The 26,881-nt window shown below is 71.4% G+C and carries 29 protein-coding genes and 1 pseudogene; 9 read left to right on the top strand and 21 right to left on the bottom strand.

Annotation, left to right across the window (positions count from 1 at the left end; all coding sequences use genetic code 11):
• Positions 1-189 precede the first annotated feature (189 nt).
• From ACRAKI_RS02365 to ACRAKI_RS02355, 3 genes are all read right to left on the bottom strand, one after another.
• Positions 190-663, bottom strand: coding sequence for an LppU/SCO3897 family protein (locus ACRAKI_RS02365; protein WP_447005404.1), 474 nt, complete (start codon positions 661-663; stop codon positions 190-192).
• A gap of 112 nt (positions 664-775) precedes the next feature.
• On the bottom strand, positions 776-1,327 hold the full coding sequence (locus ACRAKI_RS02360) for an LppU/SCO3897 family protein (protein WP_447005403.1): 552 nt from the start codon (positions 1,325-1,327) through the stop codon (positions 776-778).
• Positions 1,328-1,409: 82 nt separating this feature from the next.
• Complete coding sequence (locus ACRAKI_RS02355; RefSeq protein ID WP_447005402.1) at positions 1,410-1,988, bottom strand: LppU/SCO3897 family protein; 579 nt, start codon at positions 1,986-1,988, stop codon at positions 1,410-1,412.
• A 222-nt stretch (positions 1,989-2,210) separates the two neighbouring features.
• Between ACRAKI_RS02355 and ACRAKI_RS02350 the strand changes: the two genes are divergently transcribed.
• The 5 genes and pseudogenes from ACRAKI_RS02350 to ACRAKI_RS02330 all read left to right on the top strand — a co-directional run bounded on the left by ACRAKI_RS02350 (position 2,211) and on the right by ACRAKI_RS02330 (position 6,403).
• Complete coding sequence (locus ACRAKI_RS02350) at positions 2,211-3,872, top strand: DNA repair helicase XPB (RefSeq protein WP_447005401.1); 1,662 nt, start codon at positions 2,211-2,213, stop codon at positions 3,870-3,872.
• Between the two features lie 103 nt (positions 3,873-3,975).
• Positions 3,976-4,191, top strand: a pseudogene (locus tag ACRAKI_RS02345) (Scr1 family TA system antitoxin-like transcriptional regulator); the annotation flags it as partial.
• 267 nt (positions 4,192-4,458) lie between these two features.
• Entirely contained in the window at positions 4,459-4,626 is a 168-nt protein-coding gene (locus ACRAKI_RS02340) for a DUF397 domain-containing protein (RefSeq protein WP_447008310.1), read from the top strand.
• Positions 4,627-4,668: 42 nt separating this feature from the next.
• The gene (locus ACRAKI_RS02335; RefSeq protein WP_447005400.1) at positions 4,669-5,271 is read left to right on the top strand and encodes a hypothetical protein; all 603 of its coding nucleotides are present in this window, start codon (positions 4,669-4,671) and stop codon (positions 5,269-5,271) included.
• A gap of 175 nt (positions 5,272-5,446) precedes the next feature.
• Complete coding sequence (locus ACRAKI_RS02330; protein WP_447005399.1) at positions 5,447-6,403, top strand: o-succinylbenzoate synthase; 957 nt, start codon at positions 5,447-5,449, stop codon at positions 6,401-6,403.
• Positions 6,404-6,543: 140 nt separating this feature from the next.
• Here ACRAKI_RS02330 and ACRAKI_RS02325 read toward each other — a convergent pair whose 3' ends face one another.
• The 10 genes from ACRAKI_RS02325 to ACRAKI_RS02280 all read right to left on the bottom strand — a co-directional run bounded on the left by ACRAKI_RS02325 (position 6,544) and on the right by ACRAKI_RS02280 (position 16,436).
• On the bottom strand, positions 6,544-6,888 hold the full coding sequence (locus ACRAKI_RS02325; protein WP_447005398.1) for a PIN-like domain-containing protein: 345 nt from the start codon (positions 6,886-6,888) through the stop codon (positions 6,544-6,546).
• A 31-nt stretch (positions 6,889-6,919) separates the two neighbouring features.
• A complete protein-coding gene (locus ACRAKI_RS02320) occupies positions 6,920-7,576 on the bottom strand; it encodes a DUF433 domain-containing protein (RefSeq protein ID WP_447005397.1) in 657 nt (218 codons plus the stop codon).
• Positions 7,577-7,679: 103 nt separating this feature from the next.
• The gene (locus tag ACRAKI_RS02315) at positions 7,680-8,699 is read right to left on the bottom strand and encodes a CapA family protein (protein WP_447005396.1); all 1,020 of its coding nucleotides are present in this window, start codon (positions 8,697-8,699) and stop codon (positions 7,680-7,682) included.
• 74 nt (positions 8,700-8,773) lie between these two features.
• Positions 8,774-9,439: an SRPBCC family protein gene (locus ACRAKI_RS02310; protein WP_447005395.1), complete on the bottom strand. Its 666-nt coding sequence runs from the start codon at positions 9,437-9,439 to the stop codon at positions 8,774-8,776.
• Positions 9,436-10,290 carry an FAD binding domain-containing protein gene (locus ACRAKI_RS02305; RefSeq protein ID WP_447005394.1) on the bottom strand — a complete coding sequence of 285 codons (855 nt, stop codon included), beginning with the start codon at positions 10,288-10,290 and terminating at the stop codon, positions 9,436-9,438. The genes ACRAKI_RS02310 and ACRAKI_RS02305 overlap by 4 nt, the downstream gene beginning before the upstream one ends.
• On the bottom strand, positions 10,287-12,749 hold the full coding sequence (locus tag ACRAKI_RS02300) for a xanthine dehydrogenase family protein molybdopterin-binding subunit (protein WP_447005393.1): 2,463 nt from the start codon (positions 12,747-12,749) through the stop codon (positions 10,287-10,289). The genes ACRAKI_RS02305 and ACRAKI_RS02300 overlap by 4 nt, the downstream gene beginning before the upstream one ends.
• Positions 12,746-13,291, bottom strand: coding sequence for a (2Fe-2S)-binding protein (locus tag ACRAKI_RS02295; protein ID WP_447005392.1), 546 nt, complete (start codon positions 13,289-13,291; stop codon positions 12,746-12,748). Before ACRAKI_RS02295 ends, ACRAKI_RS02300 begins: the two co-directional genes overlap by 4 nt.
• Before the next feature lie 76 nt (positions 13,292-13,367).
• A complete protein-coding gene (locus ACRAKI_RS02290) occupies positions 13,368-14,474 on the bottom strand; it encodes an XdhC family protein (protein WP_447005391.1) in 1,107 nt (368 codons plus the stop codon).
• Positions 14,467-15,552 (bottom strand): vWA domain-containing protein, encoded by a 1,086-nt coding sequence (locus ACRAKI_RS02285; protein WP_447005390.1) that lies wholly within the window; start codon positions 15,550-15,552, stop codon positions 14,467-14,469. The genes ACRAKI_RS02290 and ACRAKI_RS02285 overlap by 8 nt, the downstream gene beginning before the upstream one ends.
• Positions 15,549-16,436 (bottom strand): AAA family ATPase, encoded by an 888-nt coding sequence (locus tag ACRAKI_RS02280; protein ID WP_447005389.1) that lies wholly within the window; start codon positions 16,434-16,436, stop codon positions 15,549-15,551. Before ACRAKI_RS02280 ends, ACRAKI_RS02285 begins: the two co-directional genes overlap by 4 nt.
• Positions 16,437-16,510: 74 nt before the next feature.
• Here ACRAKI_RS02280 and ACRAKI_RS02275 point away from each other — a divergent pair, with 74 nt between their 5' ends.
• The gene (locus ACRAKI_RS02275) at positions 16,511-16,696 is read left to right on the top strand and encodes a hypothetical protein (RefSeq protein ID WP_447005388.1); all 186 of its coding nucleotides are present in this window, start codon (positions 16,511-16,513) and stop codon (positions 16,694-16,696) included.
• Between the two features lie 71 nt (positions 16,697-16,767).
• Positions 16,768-16,989 (top strand): PspC domain-containing protein, encoded by a 222-nt coding sequence (locus tag ACRAKI_RS02270; protein WP_447005387.1) that lies wholly within the window; start codon positions 16,768-16,770, stop codon positions 16,987-16,989.
• A gap of 3 nt (positions 16,990-16,992) precedes the next feature.
• Here the strand turns inward: ACRAKI_RS02270 and ACRAKI_RS02265 are convergent, their stop codons facing one another.
• From ACRAKI_RS02265 to ACRAKI_RS02245, 5 genes are all read right to left on the bottom strand, one after another.
• Positions 16,993-18,357, bottom strand: a complete 1,365-nt coding sequence (locus ACRAKI_RS02265; RefSeq protein WP_447005386.1) for a beta-N-acetylhexosaminidase — start codon at positions 18,355-18,357, stop codon at positions 16,993-16,995.
• Complete coding sequence (locus ACRAKI_RS02260; RefSeq protein WP_447005385.1) at positions 18,354-19,199, bottom strand: carbohydrate ABC transporter permease; 846 nt, start codon at positions 19,197-19,199, stop codon at positions 18,354-18,356. The genes ACRAKI_RS02265 and ACRAKI_RS02260 overlap by 4 nt, the downstream gene beginning before the upstream one ends.
• Positions 19,196-20,086 (bottom strand): carbohydrate ABC transporter permease, encoded by an 891-nt coding sequence (locus tag ACRAKI_RS02255; RefSeq protein WP_447005384.1) that lies wholly within the window; start codon positions 20,084-20,086, stop codon positions 19,196-19,198. The genes ACRAKI_RS02260 and ACRAKI_RS02255 overlap by 4 nt, the downstream gene beginning before the upstream one ends.
• On the bottom strand, positions 20,083-21,360 hold the full coding sequence (locus ACRAKI_RS02250; protein ID WP_447005383.1) for an extracellular solute-binding protein: 1,278 nt from the start codon (positions 21,358-21,360) through the stop codon (positions 20,083-20,085). Before ACRAKI_RS02250 ends, ACRAKI_RS02255 begins: the two co-directional genes overlap by 4 nt.
• Positions 21,361-21,452: 92 nt before the next feature.
• A complete protein-coding gene (locus ACRAKI_RS02245) occupies positions 21,453-22,106 on the bottom strand; it encodes a copper homeostasis protein CutC (RefSeq protein ID WP_447005382.1) in 654 nt (217 codons plus the stop codon).
• 434 nt (positions 22,107-22,540) lie between these two features.
• Between ACRAKI_RS02245 and ACRAKI_RS02240 the strand changes: the two genes are divergently transcribed.
• Positions 22,541-23,146 carry an RNA polymerase sigma factor gene (locus ACRAKI_RS02240; RefSeq protein ID WP_447005381.1) on the top strand — a complete coding sequence of 202 codons (606 nt, stop codon included), beginning with the start codon at positions 22,541-22,543 and terminating at the stop codon, positions 23,144-23,146.
• 77 nt (positions 23,147-23,223) lie between these two features.
• Positions 23,224-23,646 (top strand): carboxypeptidase regulatory-like domain-containing protein, encoded by a 423-nt coding sequence (locus ACRAKI_RS02235; protein WP_447008309.1) that lies wholly within the window; start codon positions 23,224-23,226, stop codon positions 23,644-23,646.
• Here ACRAKI_RS02235 and ACRAKI_RS02230 read toward each other — a convergent pair.
• The 3 genes from ACRAKI_RS02230 to groL form a co-directional block, all read right to left on the bottom strand.
• Positions 23,636-23,869: a hypothetical protein gene (locus ACRAKI_RS02230; RefSeq protein ID WP_447005380.1), complete on the bottom strand. Its 234-nt coding sequence runs from the start codon at positions 23,867-23,869 to the stop codon at positions 23,636-23,638. The two genes, ACRAKI_RS02235 and ACRAKI_RS02230, sit on opposite strands and share 11 nt — an antisense overlap.
• A 60-nt stretch (positions 23,870-23,929) precedes the next feature.
• Complete coding sequence (locus tag ACRAKI_RS02225; RefSeq protein ID WP_447005379.1) at positions 23,930-24,709, bottom strand: phosphodiesterase; 780 nt, start codon at positions 24,707-24,709, stop codon at positions 23,930-23,932.
• Positions 24,710-25,127: 418 nt separating this feature from the next.
• Complete coding sequence (gene groL, locus ACRAKI_RS02220) at positions 25,128-26,750, bottom strand: chaperonin GroEL (protein WP_447005378.1); 1,623 nt, start codon at positions 26,748-26,750, stop codon at positions 25,128-25,130.
• Positions 26,751-26,881: the final 131 nt, after the last annotated feature.

Raw genomic sequence — 26,881 nt, 5'->3', positions numbered from 1 at the left:
TGCGGGAAGGCCCTTCTTTTTTCCGCTTTTATGGATCGATTACGCGGCGATCACTGCTCGGTCTCGCGGATCGCGGTCGCGTTGCGTGAGTAGGCGAACACGATTTCGCACTACCGCACTCGTTCTCGCCGCCCCGCCCCCGGAGAGCTTCACCACGCCTGTGAGTGGCGCTCGAATCGGCAACGCGCTTCAGCGCAACTCCGCCACCCGGACCAGGCAGAAGGTGACGGCCGGCTCCGGATAGGTGACCCTGTGTCCGTTCGCGCACTCGCCGCGCCCCTTGGCGACGCTCGTCACCCGGACCGCCTCGGCGCTGGTGCAGTCGACCTTCCGCATGCCCACGGTCTTGTCGCCCTCGTAGCAGGCACCTTGGACGAAGTTGGGGATCAGGCACAACGTCGCCGACCGCGTGAAGATCGTGTACGGCGAGCCGCCGGTGGGGCACTGGGAGGCTTCCTCGACGACCTTCGCGACCCGCACGTTGGCGTGCTCGGCCCCGCAGTCGATGGCCCGGTACAGGGCGCCGGCGCCCTCGTCCGCCCGTTCGATGTGCCCGCAGACGCCCGGCTCGGGGCTCTTGGGGCCGCCGCCGAGCAGCGTGAACGCGAACGCGCCCGCCACCAGCACCCCGACCGCCACCACGCCCCACCCGATCTTCCGCATGGAACAGGGCATCGGCACGGTCGCGGGCCTGGTTGAGCAGGTTCACCCGCGCGTGTGCACGGACCGGGTCGTCCCCCCGGTGCGTGCCGGGCGTTCCGGGCGTTCCGGGGGTTCAGCTCTCCGCGGGGGCCAGGCAGTACGTGACCGCCGGTTCCGGGTAGGCCATGCCGGAGCCGGCCGGGCACGCGGTCGTGTCGGTGGAGCCCGGGACGACCTTGGTGACCTTGAACGTCTCGGGCCCCGTGCACTCGACCCGGTCGAACCCGCTGCCCTCGGCGGGCCCGTAGCAGGCGCCCTCGGCCATGTTCGGGATCAGGCACAGCTTGTAGCCGTCGCCGACCGGGCCGTTCGGCACGATCTCGGTGTAGATGCCCTCTTCGGGGCAGGTGTCGGCGGTCGCGTCGAGGACCTTGCCGACCTTGAACGACGCCTTGTCGGCGTCGCAGTCGAGCGTGGTGACGTCGGCGCGGCCGTCCGCCTCGGCGGCGACGCCCACGCAGTCGCCGGCCTCGGCGGTCGCGGCGTCACTGGTGAGGTAGCGCACGCCGTACACGGCGGCGGCGATCACCACGACGGCGAGCACGCCGATCAGGATCTTCTTCACGCTGCCGCCCGGCCGGGCCGGGGCTGCGTCACCGGAGGGCTGGTTCGACTCGTCGCTCATGATCATCCTTGCTGGACGGGTGCGCGTGACCGCCCCGAAAGGTACGGCACGTCGGCCGCGTCACGCGCACCCGCGAGGCGGGTCAGGCGCTGTCGGGCGCACCGAAGCAGACGGTCAGCTTCGGCTCCGGGAACACCCACGGCTCGTCTTCGCCGCACGCGGCCTCGTCCATGGTGCCCGGCAGGTGCTTGACCACCTTGACCACGCCGGACTTGGTGCAGTCGACGGCGGCGAAGCCCACGCCGGTGGTCGCGGGGTCGTAGCAGGAGCCCTCGACCAGCTTCGGGATCAGGCACAGCTTCGAGTCCGGGCCGCGGCGGTTGGTCTCGGTGTACTCGTTGTAGTCGCCCCGGCACGACTCGGTGGCGGAGCCCAGCACCTTGCCGATGGTGTAGTTCGCCTCGGCCGCGCCGCAGTCCACGACCGCCAACTCGGGCTTCGCCGTCGTGCCGGTGACGCTGGCGCAGTCGCCCGCCTCGGACTGGGCCGCGTCGCTGGTGAAGTAGTTGAAGCCGTAGATCACCGCGCCGGCGACCACGAGGGCGAGGACGGCCCGCAGGATGCGGGACATGACGCTCGGCTTCTTCGGGGCCTCGGGAATCGGCTCGGGCTGCGGGGCGTTCTGGTACTGCGGGGCGGACGCGGGCGTGTCCGTGCTCATGAAGACCTTCGTTCATCCGGGAAGCCCCGGAGGTCCGCGCGTATGGTCGCGTGGCGGGGCGCAGGGAAATTACCGAGCCGATCACGAGTTGATCATGCGTTCGGGTACGGCTTTACCCAACCGAGTCCGTAAGCGCCCGGTGGTCGCGCGGACACCGTCCGCCACCGACTTGCCCCCGGTATGCACACTGGGAGAACCGCCAAGCGACAGGAGTGCGCACCAGTGACCGACGGCCCTTTGATCGTCCAGTCGGACAAGACCCTGCTGCTGGAGGTCGAGCACCCGCTGTCGGACGACGCGCGCACCGCCATCGCGCCGTTCGCCGAGCTGGAACGCGCCCCCGAGCACATCCACACCTACCGGGTCACGCCGCTGGCGCTGTGGAACGCCCGTGCCGCCGGCCACGACGCCGAGCAGGTGGTCGACGCGCTGGTCCGGTTCTCCCGCTACCCCGTGCCGCAGCCGCTGCTGGTGGACGTGGTGGACACGATGGGCCGGTTCGGCCGGCTCCAGCTGACCAACCACCCGACCCACGGCCTGGTGCTGAACTCCCTGGACCGCGCGGTGCTGGAGGAGGTGCTCCGGCACAAGAAGGTCAAGCCGATGTTCGGCGAGCGGGTCGACGAGGACACCGTGATCGTGCACCCGAGCGAGCGCGGCCGGCTCAAGCAGCTGCTGCTCAAGATCGGGTGGCCGGCGGAGGACCTGGCCGGGTACGTCGACGGCGAGGCCCACCCGATCGACCTGGTCGAGGACGGCTGGCAGCTGCGCGACTACCAGCGGCTGGCCGCGCGGGCGTTCTGGGCGGGCGGCTCGGGCGTGGTCGTGCTGCCGTGCGGGGCGGGCAAGACGCTGGTCGGGGCGGCGGCGATGGCCGAAGCGGGCGCGACCACGCTGATCCTGGTGACGAACACCGTCGCCGGTCGGCAGTGGAAGCGGGAGCTGATCGCGCGGACCACGTTGACCGAGGACGAGATCGGCGAGTACTCGGGCGAGCGCAAGGAGATCCGCCCGGTCACGATCGCCACGTACCAGGTGATCACCCGCAAGTCGAAGGGCGAGTACCGGCACCTGGAGCTGTTCGACTCGCGGGACTGGGGCCTGATCGTCTACGACGAGGTGCACCTGCTGCCCGCGCCCGTGTTCCGGATGACCGCCGACCTCCAGTCACGGCGCCGGCTCGGGCTGACGGCGACGCTGGTGCGCGAGGACGGCCAGGAAGGCGACGTGTTCTCGCTGATCGGGCCGAAGCGGTACGACGTCCCGTGGCGGGACATCGAGGCGCAGGGCTGGATCGCGCCGGCCGAGTGCACCGAGGTGCGGGTGACGCTGACGGACAACGAGCGACTGGAGTACGCGACGGCCGAGCCGGAGGAGCGGTACAAGCTGTGCTCCACGGCGCGGACCAAGCTGGCCGTGGTGAAGGCGATCCTCGACCGGCACCCGGACGAGCCGACGTTGGTGATCGGGGCGTACCTGGACCAGTTGGAGTCGCTGGGCGAGGCCCTGGACGCGCCGATCATCCAGGGCTCGACCAAGAACAAGGAGCGCGAGGCGCTGTTCGACCGGTTCCGGCGCGGCGAGCTGCGGACGTTGGTGGTGTCGAAGGTGGCGAACTTCTCCATCGACCTGCCCGAGGCGTCGGTGGCGGTGCAGGTGTCGGGGACGTTCGGGTCACGGCAGGAGGAGGCGCAGCGGCTCGGCAGGTTGTTGCGGCCCAAGGGTGACGGTCGGCAGGCGCACTTCTACTCGGTGGTGTCGCGGGACACGCTGGACACGGACTACGCGGCGCACCGGCAGCGGTTCCTCGCCGAGCAGGGGTACGCGTACAAGATCGTGGACGCGGACGACCTACTCGGTCCCAAGCTGCCCGACATCAGCTGACGCCGCCGCGCGGAACCGGTCGAGCGCTCGCTGGAAGTGCTCGACCACCTGCTCCAGGCCGTAACCCACGAGTCGGACCGCGATTCCACCATTCGTGAACACCATGGACACCCCTCTCTCAGCCGTACAGCCGCACCGGGTTCCCGCCACCGGAGTGGAGAAGCGGGTCGAGCTGCGGATGGCGCGCCAGGACGAAGTGCTCGACCTGGAGGACGCGCCACAGGTGTGGGCGGTGATCTCCGAGGCCGCGCTACGACTCCGGGTCGGCAGTCCCGCCATCGTCCGGGCGCAGCTGGAACGCTGGTCGAACTGCGCGAGCACCCGAACATCGAGATGCCGCCACTGCCCGCGTCGGCCGGTGCCCACACTGGCGTGGACGGCGGGTTCATCGTGTTGTCCTTCCCCAGCGAGTCGGAACACGACCCGGTTGTGCCTACATCGAGAGCCGGGTCAAGGGCGTCCGCTACGAGGAGCCTGCTCGGGTGATGGCGTACCGGGACGCGTTGACCCGGTTGCGTGTCCGGACCGACAGGCCGGAAGACTTCCCGGCCTGGGCCGAGAAGGCTACGAAGGAGTTGTGATCGCGATGGGGTTCGAGTGGCGCGAGTCGTCGTACAGCGAGTCGGCGAACGGCTGTGCCGAAGTGGGTTCCACCCCCACTGCGGTCGCGGTGCGGGACTCCGAGCTCGGCGACGCGAGCCCTGTGCTTTCCTTCTCCCCCAAAGCGTTCAGGGCGTTCCTCGCGACCCGCTGATAGGTGGACATGAACCAGGTACTGCCGTTACCCCGTTGGTGGATGTGGCGTCCGGAAGCCGAGGTGGGGCCCGCTCGACGTGCCGCCACCCGCCGGGCCCGCCGCGACCGGATCCGACCTCTCGCCGTGCTGGCGGTGGTGCCGGCGGCGACGTTGGCGGTGATGGCGCCGACGTTGTGGTGGTCGATGGGGCTGGCCTGCGTGCCGTTGCTCATCCTGGCGCTCGTCGCGGTCTTACCCGTCCGGTTGACCGAGTGGGACGTGGTGCTGGCGGGCGGTGCGCGGGACGTCGTGCACTGCGGGCAGTTCACCGACCCGGTCCAGCGTCGGCGGGCCGGGCGGCTGTGCGCGCACTTCGACGGGCTGCGCGGCCTGGAAGCCCAGCGGGTGACGCAGGTCGAACGGCTGCTGTGGCGGGCGCTGGTGGCGTTGCGGGACAGCCTGGTGGTGCGGGAGGCGTTGCGGCGGGCGGAGAACCGGCCTGGTCTGGCCGCCGCGATCGCCGAGACGACCCGCGAGCTGGCCGAGCTGGACCGGCGGCTGGACCAGTTCGAGGACGCGTTGCGGATCGTGGTCGAGGAGTCCGACCCCGACCTCACGGACAGCGCGCTGCGCCGCGTCGCCTCACTGGACCCGCTACGGTAGGGCGTCCCGCCTCACCTCCCAGGTGCCTCTTCACTGGGCTGTCGTGAACTCCCACGGCCGTGGTCGAGCGGATGACCGCGCCGGAACGCCGGGAGCGGCCCGTCGTGCACCGGGTGCCGGATTCGCGCGCCATGCGTCCCTGATCGGGTTCCCGGGCCCGCTCTACGATCGGGTGGTGCTGGTCTACTCGATCCCGATGCGCAACCGGTTCCGCGGCATCACCGTCCGGCAGGGCCTGCTGGTGGAAGGCCCTGCCGGGTGGGGTGAGTTCTGCGCGTTCGAGGACTACTCGGACGCCGAGTCCGCGCCGTGGCTGGCGTGCGCCCTGGAGTCCGCGCACGACGGGTGGCCCGCGCCGGTCCGGTCCCGGATCCCGGTGAACTGCACGGTCCCGGTGGTGTCGGCGGAGCGGGCGCACGCGATCGTGGCGGCGTCGGGGTGTTCGACGGCGAAGGTGAAGGTGGCCGATCCGGGGTCGGTGCTGTCCTCGGACCTGGATCGGGTGGCGGCGGTGCGGGACGCGCTCGGTCCGGCGGGGGCGATCCGGGTGGACGCGAACATGGCTTGGGACGTGGACGGGGCCGTGGTCGCGATCCGCGCGTTGGAGCGGGCCGCGGGCGGGTTGGAGTACGTCGAGCAGCCGTGCCGGTCGATCGAGGAGTTGGCGGCGGTGCGGCGGCGGGTGGACGTGCGGATCGCGGCGGACGAGTCGATCCGCCGGGCGGAGGACCCGATGCGGGTGGCGGTGGCCGGCGCGGCGGACGTGGCCGTGATCAAGGTGGCGCCGTTGGGCGGGGTGCGGCGGGCGTTGGCCGTGGCGGAGGCGTGCGGGCTGCCGTGCGTGGTGTCGTCGGCGGTGGAGACGTCGGTGGGGATGGCCGCCGGCCTGGCGTTGGCGGGGGCGTTGCCGGAGCTGGACTTCGCGTGCGGGCTGGGGACGTTGGCGCTGCTGGACGGTGACGTGGCGGTCGACTCGCTGCGCCCGGTGGACGGCTGGCTCCCCGTGCCCGCTCACGCCCCCGTGCCCGACCGTTACGCCGAGTTCGCGGCGGACGAGAAGACCACGGCCCGGTGGCTGGCCCGTCTGGACCGGGTCCGGGGTGTGCTCGAACCGGCTGGTCGCACGTTCTGAGCGTTGAACTCGGGGGTTCTGAACGTAGGACACGGTCGTTCGGAACGTAGGACTCACGCGTTCGAACGTAGGACTCACGCGTTCGAACGTAGGACTCACGCGTTCGAACGTAGGACTCGCGCGGGGTCGGGGGTGGTGGTTCAGGGCCAGGTTCGCCGGATGGCCGATTCGCCGATTGCGTAGACGGCCGGTCCGCCTCGTTCCACGGCGTGGTCGATCGCCGATCGGACCCGGTGGAAGCGGGCGACCATCTCGTCCCGCCGGAGTTGCTGGTTGTTCAGGTAGAAGAGCACCGCGGAGTGGACCACCAGCGGTTCGCGCTCGTGGTTGCGCCCTTTGATCCGCCCGTCCTTGCACAACGGGACCCAGCCACGTTCCAGCCCGTACGACAGCCAGTCCTCATCGGCTACGCACTGCGCGTCGTCGGGGAAGTACTCGGCTATGCGGTGCACGAGCCAGCCGTGCGCACGCAGACCATCGGCCACACCGCGTCCGAGTCCGCGATCGAGAAAGAACTCAGGCTGGGACACGCTGCGCGGCCCGGCAGATCGCTTCGACCTGGTCGGGGTCCAGGTCGTACTCGTACCCGACATCCTTCAGCGAGTCGCCCGCCAGCCACATCTCCACGATCGCGTCGACCGGGACGCGGTTCTGCTCGATGACCGGCGCACCCCACCCGAACCGGGGATCTATCACCACCGGAGCGATGTCCGGGTACTGGCGCAGCCGCAACGACGAGGCGAACTCGTCGCCCGCGTCCCACTCGATGTAGCGCAGGTAGCCGTCGAGCACTTCCCTGATCGGGCGCTGCTGGTCCCCCACCCTGGCCAGGTCGCCGTCGGCGTACTCCAGGAAGATGTCGACCCCGTCGGTGACGATCTTCTTCGTCGCCAGGGCGTACGCAGTGCCGAATTCGCCGCGCACGGCCGCCGCCGCGTCCCTGATCTTCCGCTTCGTCAGGCCGAGATCGCGGAGCGACCGCAGGACGTAGGCCTCGATCACCGCGATGAACGGAACCGTCGGCCACCCTCGCCGCTCCGGATCCACCCTGTGCACCAAAGGCGCACCGCCCGCTTCTTCGGCCAACCAGTGGTTCAGCGTCCGCTGCGGGATCAAGAGGTGGCGGGCGGTCTCCTTCGTCGTCAGCAACGGGTCATGGAACCTGTCGACCACCACATCACCCCCTCCGGCGCTGCACGGATGTGATCCTACGGCGGTACCAGTGGGGCAGGCCGTGCCTGACGGTCACACGTGCGGGTCGTTGCGGCAGTGCCGGTCAGGGGTGGGTGATGGTGGAGCCCAGGCTGCGGACGATGGCGTCCGTGCGGGTCAGGGCTTCGGTTCGGCGGGGGTTGGCGGGGACGCGGGTCAGGTCGACCACGCGGATCGGGGGGCCCAGCTCGACCAGGGTCGGGATGTAGGACGCCTCCTGGACCGCCCAGCCGTCCGGGCCCTTGACGAACTTGAAGCGGGTGACGATGCCCTCCTCCGTGATGCCGCGCGGCTCGGAGTGCCTGGCCACCTCGTTGCCCATGCCGTAGACGACCCACTTGCCGCCGATCTGCTCGATCGGCTGCACGGCGTGCACGTGCGTGCCGATGATCAGGTCCACCGCCGGGTCGGCGAGCACGGCCCGTGCCATCTCCCGCTGCTGCGGCGTCGCCTCGTGCTGGTACTCGTCGCCCCAGTGCAGGCTCGCCACGACGACCTCCGCACCGGCCTCGCGCGCCGCACGTGCCGCCGCCAGCACGCCTCCCGTCGACAACTGGTTCGCCATCCACGGCTTCGGCAGCGGAACGCCGTTGAAGCCGTACGTGAACGCGATGTGCCCGACCTTCACGCCGCCCGCGTCCAGCAGCAGCGGCGTCGCCGACTCCTCCGGCGACCGGAACGAGCCGGTGTGCTTCAACCCGGCCTCGTCCATCACGTCCAGCGTCGTCTTGATCGCGGGCGCGCCCCGGTCGAGGGTGTGGTTGGACGCGGTCGAGCAGCTGTCGTAGCCGATGGCCTTCAACGCGTGCGCCACCTCGTGCGGCGCGCTGAACGCCGGGTAGCCGTACGTCGGCTCGCCGGGCGCGGACAGCGGCGTCTCCAGGTGGCAGATCGACACGTCGGCGTCGATCGCCTCGCGCAGGCCCTCCAGCAGCGGCACGAAGTTGCGCGCGCCGTCGCGGTCCGCCTGCTCGGTCAGCGCCGGGTGGATCAGGATGTCCCCGCCCGCGGCCAGCGTGAACGACGGCGGCTCGGGGACCGCGGACGTGGTGGTCGTCGGCGGACGCGGCGACGTGATCACCACCGGCGACCCGGTGCAGGCCGCCAGGACGGACAGGCAGGCGACCAGCCCGAGGACCGGTCGCCCGCCACGTCCGTTCAGCGGTGCCGTCCGCGGAATCTGCGCACCACCAGCACGAGCACCAGCAGCCCGGCCGCGATCGGCAGCACCCGCTTGAGCACGGGCAGGCCGGCGGTGTCGAGCAGGTCGATCGGCTCGTCCGGCACGGCGTGCAGCCCGGGCCGGGCGGTCGGGGTGGCGGTCTCGGCTGGAGTCACCTCCTCAGCTTCCGCCGGCGCGAGCCGTGTCGCCAGGCATTCCGCGAACTCTCCGATGATCCGACCGCTGACCTCGTTGATCAGACCCCGGCCGAGCTGCGCCGGACGGCCGGTGATGTTCATGTCGGTGACGACGTACACCTCGGTGCCTGACGTGCCTGAACCGCCGGAAGCGCCTTCGGCGGAGGTGGGGGTCAGGGCCACGGACACGGTGGCGGACGCGGTGCCGTTGCCCCTGGTGTCCTTCCCGGACGCCTTCAGCACGGCCGCGTGCACCCGCTCGTCGACGGACGTGAACTCGCCGGTCCCCTTGTACAGCAGCGTGACGGGACCGAGCTTGACCTTGACGGTGCCGGTGAAGCGCTGCCCGTCCACCCCGGTGAGGGTGGCGCCCGGCATGCAGGGCGCCACCCTCACCGGGTCGAGCAGCGCCGCCCACACGTCCGGCACGGGCGCGGGAACGGTGAACCTGTGTTCCAGCTTCATGCGCTCACCGCGGCCCTCACCGCGCGTTCGGTCAGCACCCGGGCCAGGTGGGACCGGTACTCGGCGTCGGCGTTGCCGTCGCTGGGCGGGTCGGCCCCCTCGGCCGCGCGGGTGGCGGCGGCGGTGATCGCCTCGGCGGTCGCCTCCTGCCCGACCAGCGCCTCCTCCACCCCGCGTGCCCGCACCGGCGTGGACGCCATGTTGGTCAGGCCGACCCGTGCCGCCGTGATCCGGCCGCCGGACACCCGCACCGCCGCCGCGACCGCGACGATCGACCACGCCTGGGCGACCCGGTTGAACTTCTCGTAGTGCGCGCCCCAGCCGGTCAGCTTGGGCACCTTCACGTGGGTGAGCAGTTCGTCCGGGGCCAGCGCGGTGGTGAAGTAGTCGACGAAGAACTCCGCCGCCGGCACCTCCCGCGTCCCGGTCGGCCCGGCGCACACCATCACCGCGTCCAGCGCCGACGCGGGCGCGAGCAGGTCGCCGGCCGGGTCGGCGTGGGCCAGCGAGCCGCCGAACGTGCCCCGGTGCCGGACCTGCGGATCGGCGACGGTGTCCGTGGCCAGGCACAGCAGCTTGGCGTGCTCGCGCACCAGCGGGTCGCGCCGCACCTCGTAGTGCGTGGTCATCGCGCCGATGCGGAGCGAGTCGCCGTCGTCGTGCACGCCGGTCAGCTCGGTCAGCCCGGACAGGTCGACCACCAGCGTCGGCGCGGCCAGCCGCATCCGCAGCACCGGGATGAGGCTCTGCCCGCCGGCCATCACCTTGGCGTCCTCGCCGCCGGCGGCGAGCGCGCGCACCGCCTCGTCCACGGTGGTGGGCGCGACGTAGTCGAACGCGGCCGGGATCATTCCGCACCTCCCCGCGCGTACGCCTGATCGTCGACGTTCACGGAACCGAGACCGCCGCCCGCGCCGGGTGTCGCCGGCACCTCGTCGCCACGGCGGTGGATGGCCTTCCACACCCGCATCGGGGTGCACGGCATCTCCACGTCCTCGACCCCCATGTGCCGCAGAGCGTCCACGATCGAGTTGACCACGGCCGGAGTGGACGCGATGGTGCCCGCCTCGCCGACGCCCTTCACGCCGAGCGGGTTGCTCAACGCGGGTGTCTCGGTGCGGTCGGTGGTGAAGTGCGGCAGGTCGACGGCGGACGGCAGCAGGTAGTCGGCGAGGGTGGCGGTGGTGAGGGTGCCGAACTCGTCGTGCACCGCCTCCTCGTACAGGGCCTGGGCGATGCCCTGCGCGAGGCCGCCGTGCACCTGGCCTTCCACGATCATCGGGTTGACCACCTTGCCGACGTCGTCCACGCACACGTAGGAGCGGATCTTCACCGCGCCGGTCAGCGTGTCGACCTCGGTGGCGCACAGGTGCGTGCCGTGCGGGTAGGAGAAGTTGTCCGGGTCGAACGTGGCCTCGGCGTCCAGACCGGGTTCCACGCCGTCGGGCAGGTTGTGCGCGACGTGCGCGGCGACCACGACGTCACCCAGGGACAGGGTGGTGGACGTGCCGCGCACGGTGAACTCGCCCGAGGTGAACTCGACGTCCTCCTCGCCCGCCTCCATCAGGTGCGCGGCGACCGTGCGGGCCTTGGCCAGCACCTTCTCCGCCGCCAGCACGACGGCCACACCGCCCACGGCCAGCGACCGGGAGCCGTAGCTGTCCATGCCGCGGTGCGAGACGCGCGTGTCGCCGTGCAGCACCTCGACGTCCTCGAACGGCACGCCGAGCCGGTCGGCGACGATCTGGCTCCACGCCGTCACGTGGCCCTGGCCGTGCGGCGAGGTGCCGGTGATCAGCTCGACCTTGCCGGTGGGCAGCATCCGCAGGGCCGCGTGCTCCCAACCGCCCGCCGCGTAGCGCAGGGCGCCGAGCACGCGTGACGGGGCGAGCCCGCACATCTCCGTGTAGGTGGAGATGCCGATGCCGAGCTGCACCGGGTCGCCGTTGGCGCGGCGGTCGGACTGCTCACGGCGCAGCGCGTCGTAGCCGAACAGCTCCTTCGCCTTGTCGGTGGCGGCCTCGTAGTTGCCGGAGTCGTAGGTGAGGCCGGCGACCGTGGTGAACGGGAACTCCTCGTGCTTGATCCAGTTCCGCTCGCGCAGGTCCATCGGGTCGAGGCCCAGCTCGGCGGCCAGCTCGTCCATGATCCGCTCGATCGCGAACGTCGCCTCGGGCCGGCCCGCGCCCCGGTACGCGTCGGTCGGCACCTTGTTCGTGAACACGTTGGTGCACGTGAAGCGGTAGGCCGGGAACTTGTAGATCGCGTTGAACATGAACGCGCCGAGGATCGGCACGCCGGGCGTGATCAGCCGCAGGTAGGCGCCCATGTCGGCGAGCAGGTCCACCTTCAGGCCGGTGACCGTGCCGTCGCGGCGGGCCCCGATGGTGATGCGCTGGAGCTGGTCGCGGCCGTGGTGCGCGGACAGCATCGACTCGGTGCGGGTCTCGGTCCACTTGACCGGCTTGCCGAGCCGCCGCGCGACGAGCAGCGTCAGCACCTCCTCGGGGGTGACCTGGAGCTTGCCGCCGAAGCCGCCGCCGACGTCGGGCGCGATCACCCGGATCTGCTGCTCGGGGATGCCGAGCACGGCGGACAGCATCCAGCGCAGGATGTGCGGCACCTGGGTGGCGGACCACATGGTCACCGAGTCGGGCGCCGGGTCCACCACGACCGAGCGCGGTTCCATGAACGCCGGGATCAGCCGCTGCTGGCGGAACGTGCGTTCCACCACCACTTCCGAGTCGGCGAGGGCCTGGTCCACGTCGGACCCGGTGCCCGCCTCGGCGGAGTCGAACACCCACGTGGCGCTCTTGTTCGTGCCCAGGTCGGGGTGCACGAGGTCGGCGTCGTCGGCGATGGCCCGCTCCATGTCGAGCACGACCGGCAGGTCCTCGTAGTCGACGTCGATCGCGGACAGCGCGTCGTGCGCCTCGGCCGCGCTCCGGGCGACGACCAGCGCGACCGCCTCACCGGCGAAGTTCACCCGGTCGACGGCGAGCGACGGCGCGGGCGGGGCGAGCATGTCCTCGGTGATGGGCCACGCGCACGGCAGGCTGCCCTGGTCGGCGGCCACGTCCTGGCCGGTGAGGACCGTCAGCACGCCGGGCATCTTCACGGCTTCGGTGACGTCGATCGACGTGATCCGGGCGTGTGCGACGGGGCTGCGCAGCAACGCCATGTGCAGCATCCCGGTGAGCTGCATGTTGTCGGTCCAGCGGGTGGCGCCGGTGATCAGCCGGGCGTCTTCCTTGCGCAGCCTCGCCTTGCCGACCTCGCGACCGGCCTCGGGTTCGGCGGTGGCGGTCATTCCCCACCACCGCCCGCGTGCGTCGGGGCGCGGTCGACCAGCGTCGTCTCGTCCACCCGCTCGGCTTCGGGGCCGGCGCCGGGGCGCATCTGCCGCGCCGCGTCGCGGACCGCGCGGACGATGTTCTGGTAGCCGGTGCAGCGGCAGAGGTTGCCCTCCAGGCCGTGCCGCACCTCGTCCTCGTCGGGATCGGGGTTGTCCGCGAGCAGGTCGATCGCCTGCATGATCATGCCCGGGGTGCAGAACCCGCACTGGAGGGCGTGGTTCCGGTGGAACGCCTGCTGGACGGGGTGCAGCTTGCCCTCGCGGGCCAGCCCCTCGACGGTGGTGACCTCGCGGCCGTCCGCCTGCACCGCGAGCACGGCGCACGACTTCACGCTGTGGCCGTCGAGGTGGACCGTGCACGCGCCGCAGTTGCTGGTGTCGCAGCCGACGACGGTGCCGGTCTTGCCGAGTCGTTCGCGTAGGTGGTGCACCAGCAGCGTGCGGGGTTCGACCTCGTCGCTGTAGTCGACTCCGTCGACCGTGACGGTGATCCTCATTGACCGACCCTCCCTGAGTGGTGGTGATGGGAGTCACAACCGAGCCTGCTCTTCGTCGTCATGTCGAACAACCCCCTCACTTGTGGATGGAGCCGCCCGTCCGGGCCAGCCGCTCACCTCCCCCGCCCCACCGCAGCGCGATGATCTCCGCCGCGATCGACACCGCCGTCTCCTCGGGCGTGCGGGCGCCCAGGTCGAGGCCGATCGGGGACGCCAGCCCGGCCAGTTCGCCGCCGGTCAGACCCGCCTCGCGGAGCCGCCGCAGCCGGTCGTCGTGGGTGCGGCGGGAGCCCATCGCGCCGACGTAGCCGAGCTTGAGCCGCAACGCGACCTCCAGCAGCGGCACGTCGAACTTCGGGTCGTGGGTCAGCACGGCGACGACCGTGCGCTCGTCCACCTGCCCGGCGTCGGCCTGCGCCGCGAGGTAGCGGTGCGGCCAGTCCACGACCACCTCGTCGGCCTCCGGGAACCGGCTCTTCGTGGCGAACACGGGGCGCGCGTCGCACACCGTGACGCGGTAGCCGAGGAACGCCCCCAGCTTCGCCAGGGCGGCGGCGAAGTCGATCGCGCCGAACACCAGCAGCCGGGGCGGCGGCTCGAACGAGTTCACGAACACCGTCATGCCCTCACCGCGCCGCTGGCCGTCCGGCCCGTAGTGCAGGGTGCCGCTGCGGCCGGTGGCGAGCAGGCCGCGCGCGTCGTCGGTGATCGCGTCCCTGGCCCGGTCCGAGGGGATGTCCCCGATGGCCCGGTCCGGCCGGACGACCAGCCGCCGGCCGACCCACTCGGGGTGCTCCACGACCGTGGCGACGGCGACCGGCTCGCGCGCCTCGACCGCCTCCAGCACCTCGGGCAGTTCCGGGAACGAGTCCCGGTTGATCGGCTCCACGTAGACGTCGATGATCCCACCGCAGGTCAGACCTACCGCGAACGCGTCGTCGTCGCTGACGCCGTACCGCTGGAGCACCGGCTCGCCGGTCCGGACGGCCTCCTTGGCCAGGTCGTAGACGGCGCCTTCGACGCAGCCGCCGGAGACGCTGCCGACCACCTCGTCGTCCGCGCCGACGAGCATCGCCGCACCGGGCGGTCGGGGCGCGGAGCTGAACGTGGCGACGACCGTGCCCACGCCGACGGTCTCCCCCCGGTCGACGCGACGGGCCAGCTCGGTCAGGACGTCACGCAAGTCGTACCTCCTCCAACAGGGCCTGCAGGGTGTCGAGGCTGTGGCCGGCGAGCAGCCGGTCCAGGTGCGGGAGGGCGGCGGCGATACCGGACTGGACGGGCAGGTAGCCGTCGTGGCCGGCGTGCGGGTTGACCCAGACCACCTTGTGCGCCAGGCGTTCCAGCCGTTGCACCTGGTCGGCGAGCAGCGCCGGGTCGCCGCGCTCCCAGCCGTCCGAGCAGATGACCACCACGGCCCGCCGCGCGGCGCCGCGCTGTCCCCACCGGTCCAGGAACACCTTGATCGTCTCACCGAGCCGGGTGCCGCCCTCGAAGTCGGGGACGGCGCGGGCGGCGGCGGCCATGGCCTGCTCGGGGTCGCGGTGGCGGAGCTGGCGGGTGACCCTGGTCAGCCGGGTGCCGAGGGTGCAGACCTCGACGGGCATCCGGCGGGCGACGACGTGCGCGAAGCGGAGGAGGGCGTCGGCGTAGGGCTTCATCGAGCCGGACACGTCGATCAGCAGGACCACTTTGCGCGGCCGGGTCTTCCTGCTCCGGTGGCGCGGCCTGGTCAGCTCGCCGGTGGCCAGCACGTCCTTCAGGGTCCGGCGCGGGTCGATCCCGCCTCGACGGGAGGGGGCGCGGCGCAGTGCGCGGCGTGTCGGTGGGACCGGTTCGAGGGCGGCCAGCAGCTCTCGCAGGTGCCGCTTCTCCGCCGGGCTGAGCGTGGCGATGTCCTTGCGCCGCAGCACTTCCACGTCGCTGGCGGCGGCCTTGAGCGTCGGCGCCCGCCCGTTCCGCCGCGCCGCGCCCTCGCCGAGCGCGGCCAGGTGGCTGGTCTGCCGGGCGCGTTTGCCCGGCTGCTGCGGGGGCACCCCACCGAACCAGGCGGTGAACGCCGCGTCGTACCGGGGCAGGTCGTCCGGCTCGGAGCAGAGGGTGAGCCGCCCGGCCCAGTACACCTGGCCCTGGTCGGCGAGGTCGACGTGGTCCACGGCGGCCACGAACGCCTGCACCCGCTCCGGCCCGCACGCGACGCCGCCGTGCCGGAGCGCGCGGGCGAACCCCACGAGCCCGGTCGTCGCGCCGGCTCCGGTCATCCCACGATTGTGCTCCCGCCCACGCCGGTCAGCACACCGGAGGAAAGGGCGCGTCGGGCGTCTTCCCGGTACTTCAGGACGGCACCGAGCGTGGTGGCCGCCGTTTCCGCGTCCAGTTCGGTGCGGCCCAGGGTGAGCAGGGCTTCCGCCCAATCGAGGGACTCGGCGACGCCCGGCTGCTTGATCAGGTCGAGGTCGCGCAACCGCCGCACGGCGGACGCCACCTGGTGCGCGAGGCGCTCCGTGACGCCGGGCAGCCGACGCCGCAGGATCGCCACCTCGCGGGCCAGGTCGGGGTGCTCCAGCCAGTGGTAGAGGCAGCGGCGCTTGAGGGCGTCGTGCACCTCGCGGGTGCGGTTGGAGGTGAGCACGACCAGCGGCGGGGTCGTCGCGGTGATGCGGCCCAGTTCGGGGATCGTCACCGAGTTCTCGCCCAGCACCTCCAGCAGGAACGCCTCGAACTCGTCGTCCGCCCGGTCCACCTCGTCCACCAGCAGCACGCACGGCGCGTCTTCGAGGGCTTGGAGCAGCGGCCGGGCGAGGAGGAAGCGGCGGGTGTAGAGGGACGCCTCGGCTTCCTCCGCGTCCACCGGACCGGACGCTTCGAGGGCGCGCAGGTGCAGGAGCTGGCGGGGGAAGTCCCAGTCGTAGAGGGCCTGCGTCGCGTCGATGCCCTCGTGGCACTGGAGCCTGATCAACGGCAGGTCCAGGGCCTGCGCGAGGGCCACCGCGAGCGACGTCTTGCCGGTACCCGGCTCGCCCTCGCAGAACAGCGGGCGGTGCATGCGCAGCGCCAGGTAGGCCGCCGTCGCGATGCCCGCGTCCGGCAGGTAGCCGACCCGGTCCAGCTCGGCGGCCAGCTCCTCAGGTGCGTCAGGCGTCACAGCTCCGAGGGTAAGCGGCGGTAGCGGCCCGGCGCTGTTCCGCGCGCCCGCTTGAACGCGGCGGGATCGGCGGGTTGGCCGTGCAGCCGGCCGAGTACGCGGGCGCGCACGGCACCGCCACCGCGTCCCCCCGCAGCGCCGACGTCGTGCGGGAGCTGGGCGCGGACGAGGTCGTCGGCTACGGGCGCCGAAGCGGGCGACCTCAGGGCAAGGTCCTCGTCGAACCCCGAAGGGCCGACCACAGGAGGGCCGAACCCTGAGAACGGGGGTCCGGGGGAAGTCAGGGTGCGTCCCCGATGTCCCGAAACGCCTGGCAGAGCACTCTTGAGGCATGACGAACGACGTGCTCAACGAAGCCACCGACAAGATCAAGAAGCTCCGTCGCAGCCGGAACGACAAGATGGTCGCCGGCGTGTGCGGCGGCGTCGCCAAGCTCATCGGCGTGGACGCCGCGCTGCTGCGCGTCCTGCTGGTCGCCGCCACGCTCTTCGGGTTCGGCGCCGGCGCCGTCTTCTACATCGCGGCGTGGATCATCATGCCGGAAGAGGACTGAGGCCTACCGGGGGAAGCCGGGCACGCCCGGGAGCTCCTGCCACGGCCGGGGACCGTCGAGGGGGCGGTACTCGACGCCCAGCGCGTCGAGCCGGGGCAGGTGGTGCTCGGCCAGCCGGGTCCGGAACTCCGCCACGTCACGCCCGGCGGGGCTCCACACGACCTCGGCGAACGCGCTCAGCCGGGGGAAGGCGGCGTAGTCGAGGCGCCTCGGCGAGTCGAGGTGTTCGGTCCACAGGTTCGCCTGCGCGCCGAGCACCCGGTCCGTCGGCGGCTCGTACCGGTAGACGTCCTCCAGCGTGGTGACCGTGCCGACGGGGATGGGCTCACGGGGGTCGTCGGACTGGCGGTAGTCCAGGTACAGGTGCTGCTCCGGGCACATCACCACGTCGTGCCCCCGCGCCAACGCCGCCAGACCCGGCTCCTCGCCGCGCCACGACGCGATGATCGTGCGGGTGGGCAGCGGGCCGGCGGTGCTGCCCGACGGGCGGTCGAGCACCTCGTCCCACCCGAACGGCCGCCGCCCGCGCCGGTGGAGGTGCTGCGCGATCAGGCGCACGAACCGGCCGTCGCCGCCCTCCGCCTCGTCACCGCCCAACCCGATCACCTCGCCGGGGAACACGTCCAGCACCTCGTCGAACACCTGCCGGTAGAAGTCCACGGCGGACTCGTCGGGCGTCAGGACGTTCGGGTTGATCCCCCAGTCCGTCCACACCCCACCGGCCGACACCCCGAGCGACGGGTACGCCGCGATGGCCGCCTGGCTGTGCCCCGGCACGTCGATCTCCGGCACCACCGCGACGTGCCGCGCCGCCGCGTACGCGACGACTTCCCGCAGGTCGTCCTGGGTGTAGTAGCCGCCGTGCGGACGTCCGGCCAGGCCGCCGGACCGCCGGTCGCCGAACCGCGAGTCGGCCCGCCACCCGCCGACCTCGTGCAGCCGGGGGAACCTCAGCGACTCGAACCGCCAACCCTGGTCGTCGGTCAGGTGCAGGTGCAGCACGTTCAGCTTGTGCGCGGCCAGCAGGTCGACGTACCGCAGGAGGTCGTGCTTGGGCAGGAAGTGCCGCGCCACGTCCAGCATCACCCCGCGCCAGCCGAACCGGGGGTGGTCCGCCACCTCGCACACCGGCAACGTCACCCGACCCGGTGGCACCGCCCGGAACGCCCCCGGCCCGCTCAACTGCCGCACCGTCTGCCGCGCGTAGAACTCCCCCGCGTCGTCGGACGCCCACACCCGCACGCCGTCCCGCGCCACGGACAGCCGGTACCCCTCCGCCGGCCCGGCCACCCGCGAGACGTGGACCGTGCCGTCGAACTCGACCGCCCCCTCACCCGGGACGAACGACACCGGACGCGGCAGGATCACGACTTCACCGCCCCCGCCAGGCCCGCGACCAGCCGCCGCTGCACCAGGATGAAGAACACCAGCACCGGGATCGTCATCAACGTCGAACCTGCCATGATCGCGCCCCAGTCGTTCTGGTCGGGTTTCACGAACACCTGCAACGCCAGCGGCAGCGTCTGGTTCTCCGCCGCCGAGATGATGAAGGTCTTGGCGAACAGGAAGTCGTTCCACGCGTGGATGAACGACAGCACGCTCGTCGCCACCAGCCCCGGCGCCACCAGCGGGAACAGCACCTGCCACAGGAACCGGAACCGGGACGCGCCGTCCAGCGTGGCCGCCTCCTCCAGCTCCACCGGCACCGCCGCGACGAACCCGCGCAGCATCCAGATCGCGAATGGCAGGCTGAACGCGAGGTGCACCAGCACCAGCGAACCCAGGTGGTTCAGCCCGAACACCGGCGCCACGTCCCGCACCGACTGCATGAGGAAGAACAGCGGAATGGTCAACGCCTCGACCGGCACCATCTGCACCACCAGCAGCATGACCAGCAACGTGGTCCGGCTGCGGAACCGGAAGCGGGTCAGCGCGGTGGCCGCCAGGAACGAGATCAGCAGGCTCAGCAGCACCACGACGACCGCCACCACGATGCTGTTCAGCAGGTAGCGGCCGAAGCTCTGCACGGTCAGCGCCCGCACGAAGCTGTCGAGCGTCGGCGCGAGCGTCCACGGCCGGGGATCGGCCGAGATCACCTCCGCCTCGGGCTTCAGCGCCGTCAGCACCATCCAGTACAGGGGGAACGCCACCACCGCCGCGACCACGACCGTGACGGCCTCCGCGACGCCCCGCGACACCCGCCGGTTCACAGCACCTCCCCGCTCCGCCGCAACGCCCGCAGGTAGCCGACCGTGACGGCCAGCAGCAGCACCGTCATCACCACGCCGATGCTCGCGCCCAGCCCGTACTCGGACGCGGCGAACGCCTGCTGGTAGGCGTAGACGTTGAGCACCAGGTTCCGCCCGGCGATCCCGCCGCCGCCGGTCATGATGTAGATCTGGGTGAACACCTTGAAGTTCCAGATGACCGACTGGATGGTCACCACGACCAGCAGCGGCCGGAGCAGCGGCAGGATCACGCTCGTCGCCGTCTTCGCGGTCGACGCGCCGTCCAGCGCCGCCGCCTCCAGCACCTCGCCGGGGATCGACTTGATGCCCGCGTAGAGCGTGACCATGACGAACGGGAACGAGCACCACACCACCTGCGCCGCGACCAGCCCGAACGCCACCCACTTGTCGTAGGTCCAGGAGAACCCGGTGGTGCCCAGGACCTCGTTGACGAACCCGAAGTTGGCGTCGAACAGGAACAGCCAGATCGTCGACCCGGCCACCGCCGGTGTCGCCCACGCGCCCAGGGCGGCGAGGAACAACGTCATCCGAGCCCACGTCCGGACCCTCGTGGCCAGCACCGCCAGCACCGCCCCGACCACCAGCGTCCCGACCACGCACACCGCCGCGAACCCGACCGTCTGCCCGAGCACCGCCCAGAACCGGTCGTCCTGGAGGAGCTTCGCGTAGTTCCCCAGGCCCAGGAACGTCAGCGGCGCGCCACCGCTGACCTGCTCCTGGCCGTAGTCGAACAGGGAGATCAGCACGAGCTGGTAGACCGGGTAGCCCATCAACCCGGCCAGCACCAGCAGCGCGGGGGCGAGATAGGCGAACGCGATCCGCCCGTCGCCCTTCCTCGTCGGCATCATCCGCCGAAGGCGGCGTTCATCTGCTCGGCGGCTTGCGCGGCGGCCCGGTCGAGGTCCTCACCACCGGCGGCGACCTGCTGCAACAGCGTCGGCAGCACGGCCTGGGCGTCGATCTTCGCCCAGTCCGGGGTGACCGGCACGAACCGCGTGCCCGCCTCCAGGGTCTCGATGAACGGCTCCAGCGCCGGGTTCGCCTTCGCCACCTCGGCCTGCACGTCCCCGAACGTCGGCAGGTTGCCCATCGCGTCGAACATCTTGCGCTGGTACGCCTTGCCACCCAGGAGCCGGACGAACTCGTCGGCCAACGTCCGGCGCTCGCTGCCCTTCAGCACGCCGAGCAGGTTGCCGCCCGCGAACGCCGGCGCGATGTCACCGGCTTGCTTCCCCGGCAGCGGCACGACCGCGTACTTCCCGGCGGCGCTCGACGCGTCGACCGACTTGCGGTTGAAGTCGCCGCCGACCACCATCGCCGCCTTGCCCGCGCGGAACGCCTCGACGCTCGCGTCACCGCCGTTGCCCGCGCACTGCGGCGGCGGGCAGATGTCGTCCGCGATCAGCTCGGTGTACTGGCGGAGGCCCGCCTTGGCCTCGGGGCTGTCGATGGTGGAGACGTACTCGTCGCCGTCCTTGCGGGCGATGTCGCCGCCGTTGGCCCACACGAACGGCAGGGCGCCGTAGGTGTACTTGCCACCGGCGGAGATGCCGAGCATGTCCGGCTTCGCGGCCCGGATCCGCCTGGCCAGCGGCGCGATCTCGTCGATCTTCGTCGGTGGATCGAGGTTCAGCTCCTCGAAGACGTCCGTGCGGTAGTAGAGCGCGCGCACGCCGACGTACCAGGGGACGCCGTAGACCTTGCCGTCCACCTTGCCGGTGTCGAGGACGGCGGGCAGGAGGTCCTTCGCGTCGGGCCACTGGCCGAGGTCCAGCTCGGCGAACCCGCCGCCCGCGACGTAGCCGGCCAGGTCGGTGTTGCCGAACTCGGCGACGTCCGGCGCGCTGGCCGGATCGCTGAACGCGGCCTTGAACCGCTCGGCCCGGGTCTGCACCTGGATGTACTGGACGTCGACGGTCACGCCCTCGTGCGCCTGCTCGAACTCGGTGACCGCCTCGCGGACGACCGCTTCCTTCGGGCCCCGGTTCACCTCGTCGAACAGCCAGACCCGGAGCTGCCCGGTCCGCTCGTCACCGCCGGTGGGCGCCGAGCCGGACTGGACCGGGGCGCACCCGGCCAGCACGACGGCGCCCACCGCTGCCGCTGCCACTGCGATCCGCATCCTCGCCCCACCCTTCGTCCGCTGTTGCGCAATACGCAACGGCTATTCCACGGGAAGCAACGGCGATGCTAATGTCCGGATCGGCGAGCGGTCTAGACCAAATCGGCCCAGATCCGGACGGCGTCGGCGGAGACCGGGCCGTTCCACCCGTCCGGCCGCACCGCGCTCCCGACGTGGAACCCGGTGACACCGACCGCCTTCAACGGCGCCACGTGCGCGGCCTTCAGCCCGCCACCGACCAGCAGCCGCACCTCGTCCTGCCGCGCGGCCAGCCGTTCCAGCACCGGGAACCCGTCCGCGACACCCTTGGCGCTCCCGGCCGCGAGGACCGTGTCGCAGCCCAGCCGGCCGACGACCGTCCAGGCCGCCTCCGGGTCGGCGGAGTTGTCGAGCGCGCGGTGGAACGTCCACGCGCAGCCGTCCAACTCCCCGATCAGCGCCGCGCACGCCGCCTCGTCCACCCAGCGCTGCGCGTCGAGGAAGCCGAAGACGAACTCGGACGCCCCCGCGTCCCGGAGCGCCGCCGCGTCCCGCCGGAGCCGGTCGAGGTCGCCGGGTGCGAAAGCGGGGGCGTCGCGCAGCATGACCCGCACCGGCAGGTCGGTCGCGGACAGCACGTCGCGCAGCACGGTGACGGGCGGCGTCAACCCGTCCGCGCCCATGTCGACGGCGAGTTCCAACCGGTGCGCCCCGCCGGCCTGCGCGGCCTCGGCGTCGGCGGCGTCCAGGGCAATGACCTCAAGCATGGTCTAGACCATACCGAGCGGGGTGCGACGCGGTTAGCTCGTCCGGGTGATCTTGCCGGCCCAGCACGCCTGCGACCACGCGTCCCGCCGACGCGAACGGTGAACTGTTAAAGGGCCGCTGTGTATCCAGCGTAGAACTACTCACTCCTTATCTGATGACCGGTCTCGACCCCGACAGAGGAGAACGCATGAGCGCCACTCCGTCTGGTGTGCGGCTCGACGCCGTCCGCGACGGCATCCGGGAGCCGGACTGAGACCGCTGGGGGAAGGGTTGCCCCGGTCGGCTTCGAGGGGTGCCGATCGGGAGTCGCCCGCAGTGAGGGGGGAGGCGGTCCGCGGTGCGAGGGGGCATCGCGGACCGCCACCGCACCGCCGGCGATGGTGGTGTGTGACGATCAGCTTCGGCTGGGGGACGCCGAGAAGGAGGTGACGACGTGGGAGAACTGCGCACGGCCGGTGAGCGCCCACCGTGGGAAGGTCTGGACGGCACGGACCGGCACGCCGCTTGCGTCGTCGCCGCGCGCGACGGCGACCGCAGGGCGCTCGACGTGCTGATCGCCGACCTGACGCCGCTCGTGTGGCACGTCGCGCGCGGGCACGGGCTGGACCGCAACACCGCGGAGGACGTGGTGCAGACGGTCTGGCTCGCGCTGCTGCGCCACCTCGACCGGCTGATCGAGCCACGGGCGCTCGCCGGGTGGCTCGTCGTCGCGACCCGCCGAGAGGCACAACGGACCTGGACACCGGCTCGTCGCGAAGCGGCGCTGAGCGACGAGCTGGCGGAACAACTGGAAAGTCAGTACGGCCTGCCCGAGGACGCGGCCCTGGTGGACGACCGGGACCACCGGCTGTGGCGGGCTTTCGGCCGTCTGTCGCAGAAGTGCCAGGAACTCCTGCGGCTCACCGTGCTGGCCGGCCGCGCGGAGTACCGCGCGGTGGCTGAAGCACTGTCCATGCCACGCGGCAGCATCGGCCCCACCAGGGGTCGGTGCCTGACCACGTTGCGCACACATCTCGACGCGGAAGGAGGATCGCGGTGAACGACATCGACCCGCGCGATGACCGCAGAGGCGAAGATGACCGCCGAGGCCAAGAGGACACCGCTGTCCTCACTGAACTGAACCGCCTGGTGTACGAGCTGGACGCGCCCCCGCCGGGGCTGGTCGAACGGATCCGGTTCGCGGTGGCGCTGGAGAACCTGGACGTCGAGGTGGCCCGCTGGGAACGCGCGGGTTCGTTCGCCGGGGTGCGTGGTGGCAGCCCCGGCACCATCACGTTCACGGTGGACAACCTGACGTTGATGGTCAACTTCACGTCGACGGGGGCCAGGCACCGCATCGACGGCTGGCTGGTGCCGGCGGGTGAGCACACCGTCGAGGTGAGGGTGGCGGAACACTCGTCGAGCACCACGACGGCTGATGACGGTGGCCGTTTCGTCCTGTCGGACGTGCCCGCCGGGACCACGCAGATCGTGGTGCACCTCGTGAACGCCCGGGGTGAGCGGGGGCGGACGGTCGTGACGCCGACGATCATGTTGTAGGGGCGGGCGTGGTGTCGCGGTCGTGGTCGCAGTCGCAGTCGCGGCAGGAACCGACCGCAGTCCACTCACCCCTCTTCACCGCCTTGCCCTTGGCCGCCTCCCCCGGTGTGAACCCCTCCGCCGGCAGGCGCCACAGGCCATTGCCGACCACCAGTGCGAGTACGGCCGGCAACTCGCCCGCGACGCGCCACGACGGGCCGTGCGACTCGCGACGAACCCGCAATCGGCCCTCGATCAGCCCGCGATCGACTTGCGACGGGCTTGCGACGGGCTGTGACCGGCCTCAGAACCCGCCGATCAACGCACCCGCGTTGCTCACCGGCACTGTGTGCGTGGCGAAACCGGACTCGGTCGCCACGTGCAGCAGGAACCCGGTCGGCTCGGTGAGGTACCCGACCTCCCGGTCCGCGCGCAGCGTCAGCGACGTCTGGCGGTAGGTGCTCGGCGCGACGGACACCAGGGTCCCGGCGAACGGCACGCTGATCACGCGATGCACGTGACCGGCCAAGACGCGCGCCACGTTGCCATGACGGCCGAGCACAGCCCCCAGGGCCGGCCCGTTCTCCAGCCGCATCCCGTCGAGGAACGGAATCCCCACCGCGACCGGCGGGTGGTGCAGGCACACGAAGGCGGGCACGTCCGGGCGCTGGCCGAGGACGTCGTCCAGCCACGACAGCTGATCATCACCGAGGAGCCCCGCCGGCCCGTCCGGCCGCCACGAGTCCAGGGCGACCACCGTGAAGCCGGGGTGGGCGACGGCGTAGTGCGCCGACGTCCCGCCGCCGAGGAACGACGTGCCGCCGAACACGTCCAGCATCGCGGCGGGGTTGTCGTGGTTGCCGGTGGTCAGGTGCAGCGGCAGGGGGAAGGCGCCGATGACTTCGCGGAGTTGCGCGTAGGCGTCGACGTGCCCGTGCTCAGTCAGGTCGCCGGTGATCACCACGCAGTCGGGCCGGGGGTCCAGTGCCAGCACCCGGCCGAGCGCGAGGCGCAGGGAGGCGGCGGGTTCGGCGGCCAAGGCGTCGGTCCGCAGGTGCGGGTCGCTCAGGTGCGCGATGAGCACGTGATCGGCTCCAGTCCTCGTGGGCGAGCGGGCGGGGCGGTGACGACAGGGCGTTGACGGTCAGTCGGCGGTGCGGTGACGGCTGTGAGTCGGCGGCGGTGCGGTGACGGTGGCAAGTCGGCGGCGGTGAGCGGTGGGAAGCGTCGGCGGGGTGGATCAGGGTGGCGGGGTGGTTCGGGGTTCGGTCTGGTTCAACCGAGGGGCTGTAACAGTGTTTCCGTACACTGTGCGGCCAATCTCATCCGATCGTGTAGCGCGCTGGCCGGGTTCCCAGGTCCACAGCTCCTATTCCACCGTATGCCGGACATGGCGAAGGGCCCGGTTCACCAGAGGCGAACCGGGCCCTTCGTCGACTTCAGCCGATCGGGCCGGTCGGTAGACCGGCCGATCAGGTAGATCGGTCAGCGGAGCCGGCCGATCAGAAGTCCATGCCACCGCCCTCGGGCATGGCCGGCGCGGAACCCGCCTTCTCCGGCTTGTCCGCCACCACAGCTTCGGTGGTCAGGAACAGCGCGGCGATCGACGCGGCGTTCTGCAGCGCCGAACGGGTGACCTTCGTCGGGTCCGGCACGCCGGCCGCGAGCAGGTCCTCGTACACGCCGGTTGCGGCGTTGAGGCCGTGACCCACGGGGAGGCCCTTGACCTTCTCCACCACGACGCCGCCTTCGAGGCCGGCGTTGATGGCGATCTGCTTCAACGGCGCCTCGACGGCGACCTTGACGATGTTCGCACCGGTCGCCTCGTCGCCCTCGAGCTTCAGGCCCGCGAACGCGATCTCGGCGGCCTGGAGCAGCGCCACGCCACCACCGGCGACGATGCCCTCCTCGACGGCGGCCTTGGCGTTGCGCACCGCGTCCTCGATGCGGTGCTTGCGCTCCTTCAGCTCCACCTCGGTGGCGGCGCCGGCCTTGATGACCGCGACACCACCGGCGAGCTTCGCCAGGCGCTCCTGCAGCTTCTCGCGGTCGTAGTCGGAGTCCGACTTCTCGATCTCCGCCCGGATCTGGTTGACGCGGCCCTGGATCTGCTCGGCGTCACCCGCACCCTCGACGACCGTGGTCTCGTCCTTGGTCACGACGACCTTGCGCGCCTTGCCCAGCAGCGACAGGTCGGCGTTCTCCAGCTTGAGGCCGACGTCCTCGGTGATGACCTGGCCACCGGTGAGGATCGCGATGTCCTGCAGGATCGCCTTGCGGCGGTCGCCGAAGCCCGGGGCCTTGACGGCGACGGACTTGAACGTGCCGCGGATCTTGTTGACGACCAGCGTGGCCAGGGCCTCGCCCTCGACGTCCTCGGAGATGATCAGCAGCGGCTTGCCGCCCTGCATGACCTTCTCCAGCAACGGGAGCAGGTCCTTGACCGTCGAGATCTTCGAACCGTAGAGCAGGATGTACGGGTCCTCGAGGACCGCTTCCTGCCGCTCCGGGTCGGTCACGAAGTAACCGGAGATGTAACCCTTGTCGAAGCGCATGCCCTCGGTGAGCTCCAGCTCAAGCCCGAGCGCGTTGCTCTCCTCGACAGTGATGACACCTTCCTTGCCGACCTTGTCCATCGCCTCGGCGATGAGCGCGCCGATGGTGGTGTCGCCCGCGGAGATGGACGCCGTGGCGGCGATCTGCTCCTTGGTCTCGACCTCCTTGGCGGTCTTGTGCAGCTGCTCGATCACGGCTTCCACAGCCTGCTCGATGCCGCGCTTGAGGCCGAGCGGGTTCGCACCCGCGGCCACGTTGCGCAGGCCCTCGCGGACCAGAGCCTGGGCGAGCACGGTGGCGGTCGTCGTGCCGTCACCGGCGACGTCGTCGGTCTTCTTCGCCACTTCCTTGACGAGCTCGGCCCCGATCTTCTCCCAGGGGTCCTCGAGCTCGATCTCCTTGGCGATGGAGACGCCGTCGTTGGTGATCGTCGGCGCGCCCCACTTCTTCTCGAGCACGACGTTGCGGCCCTTGGGGCCGAGCGTCACCTTGACGGCGTCGGCGAGAATGTTCATGCCACGCTCGAGACCGCGGCGGGCATCCTCGTCGAACGCGATCATCTTGGCCATTGCGGTGTGTTCCTCCGCCTGATTACGAATGGGGCCACTGCGGACTCGCGCCCACAGCGGAACACGGTGCTTCGGCCAGGCTCGGTGCCCGCGACGGACGACCTGCCCCCTGGGAGGGGACCGGCCTCACC

It is taken from the genome of Saccharothrix isguenensis (assembly GCF_052936305.1).
This window is presented reverse-complemented; position numbering and strand designations above follow the sequence as displayed.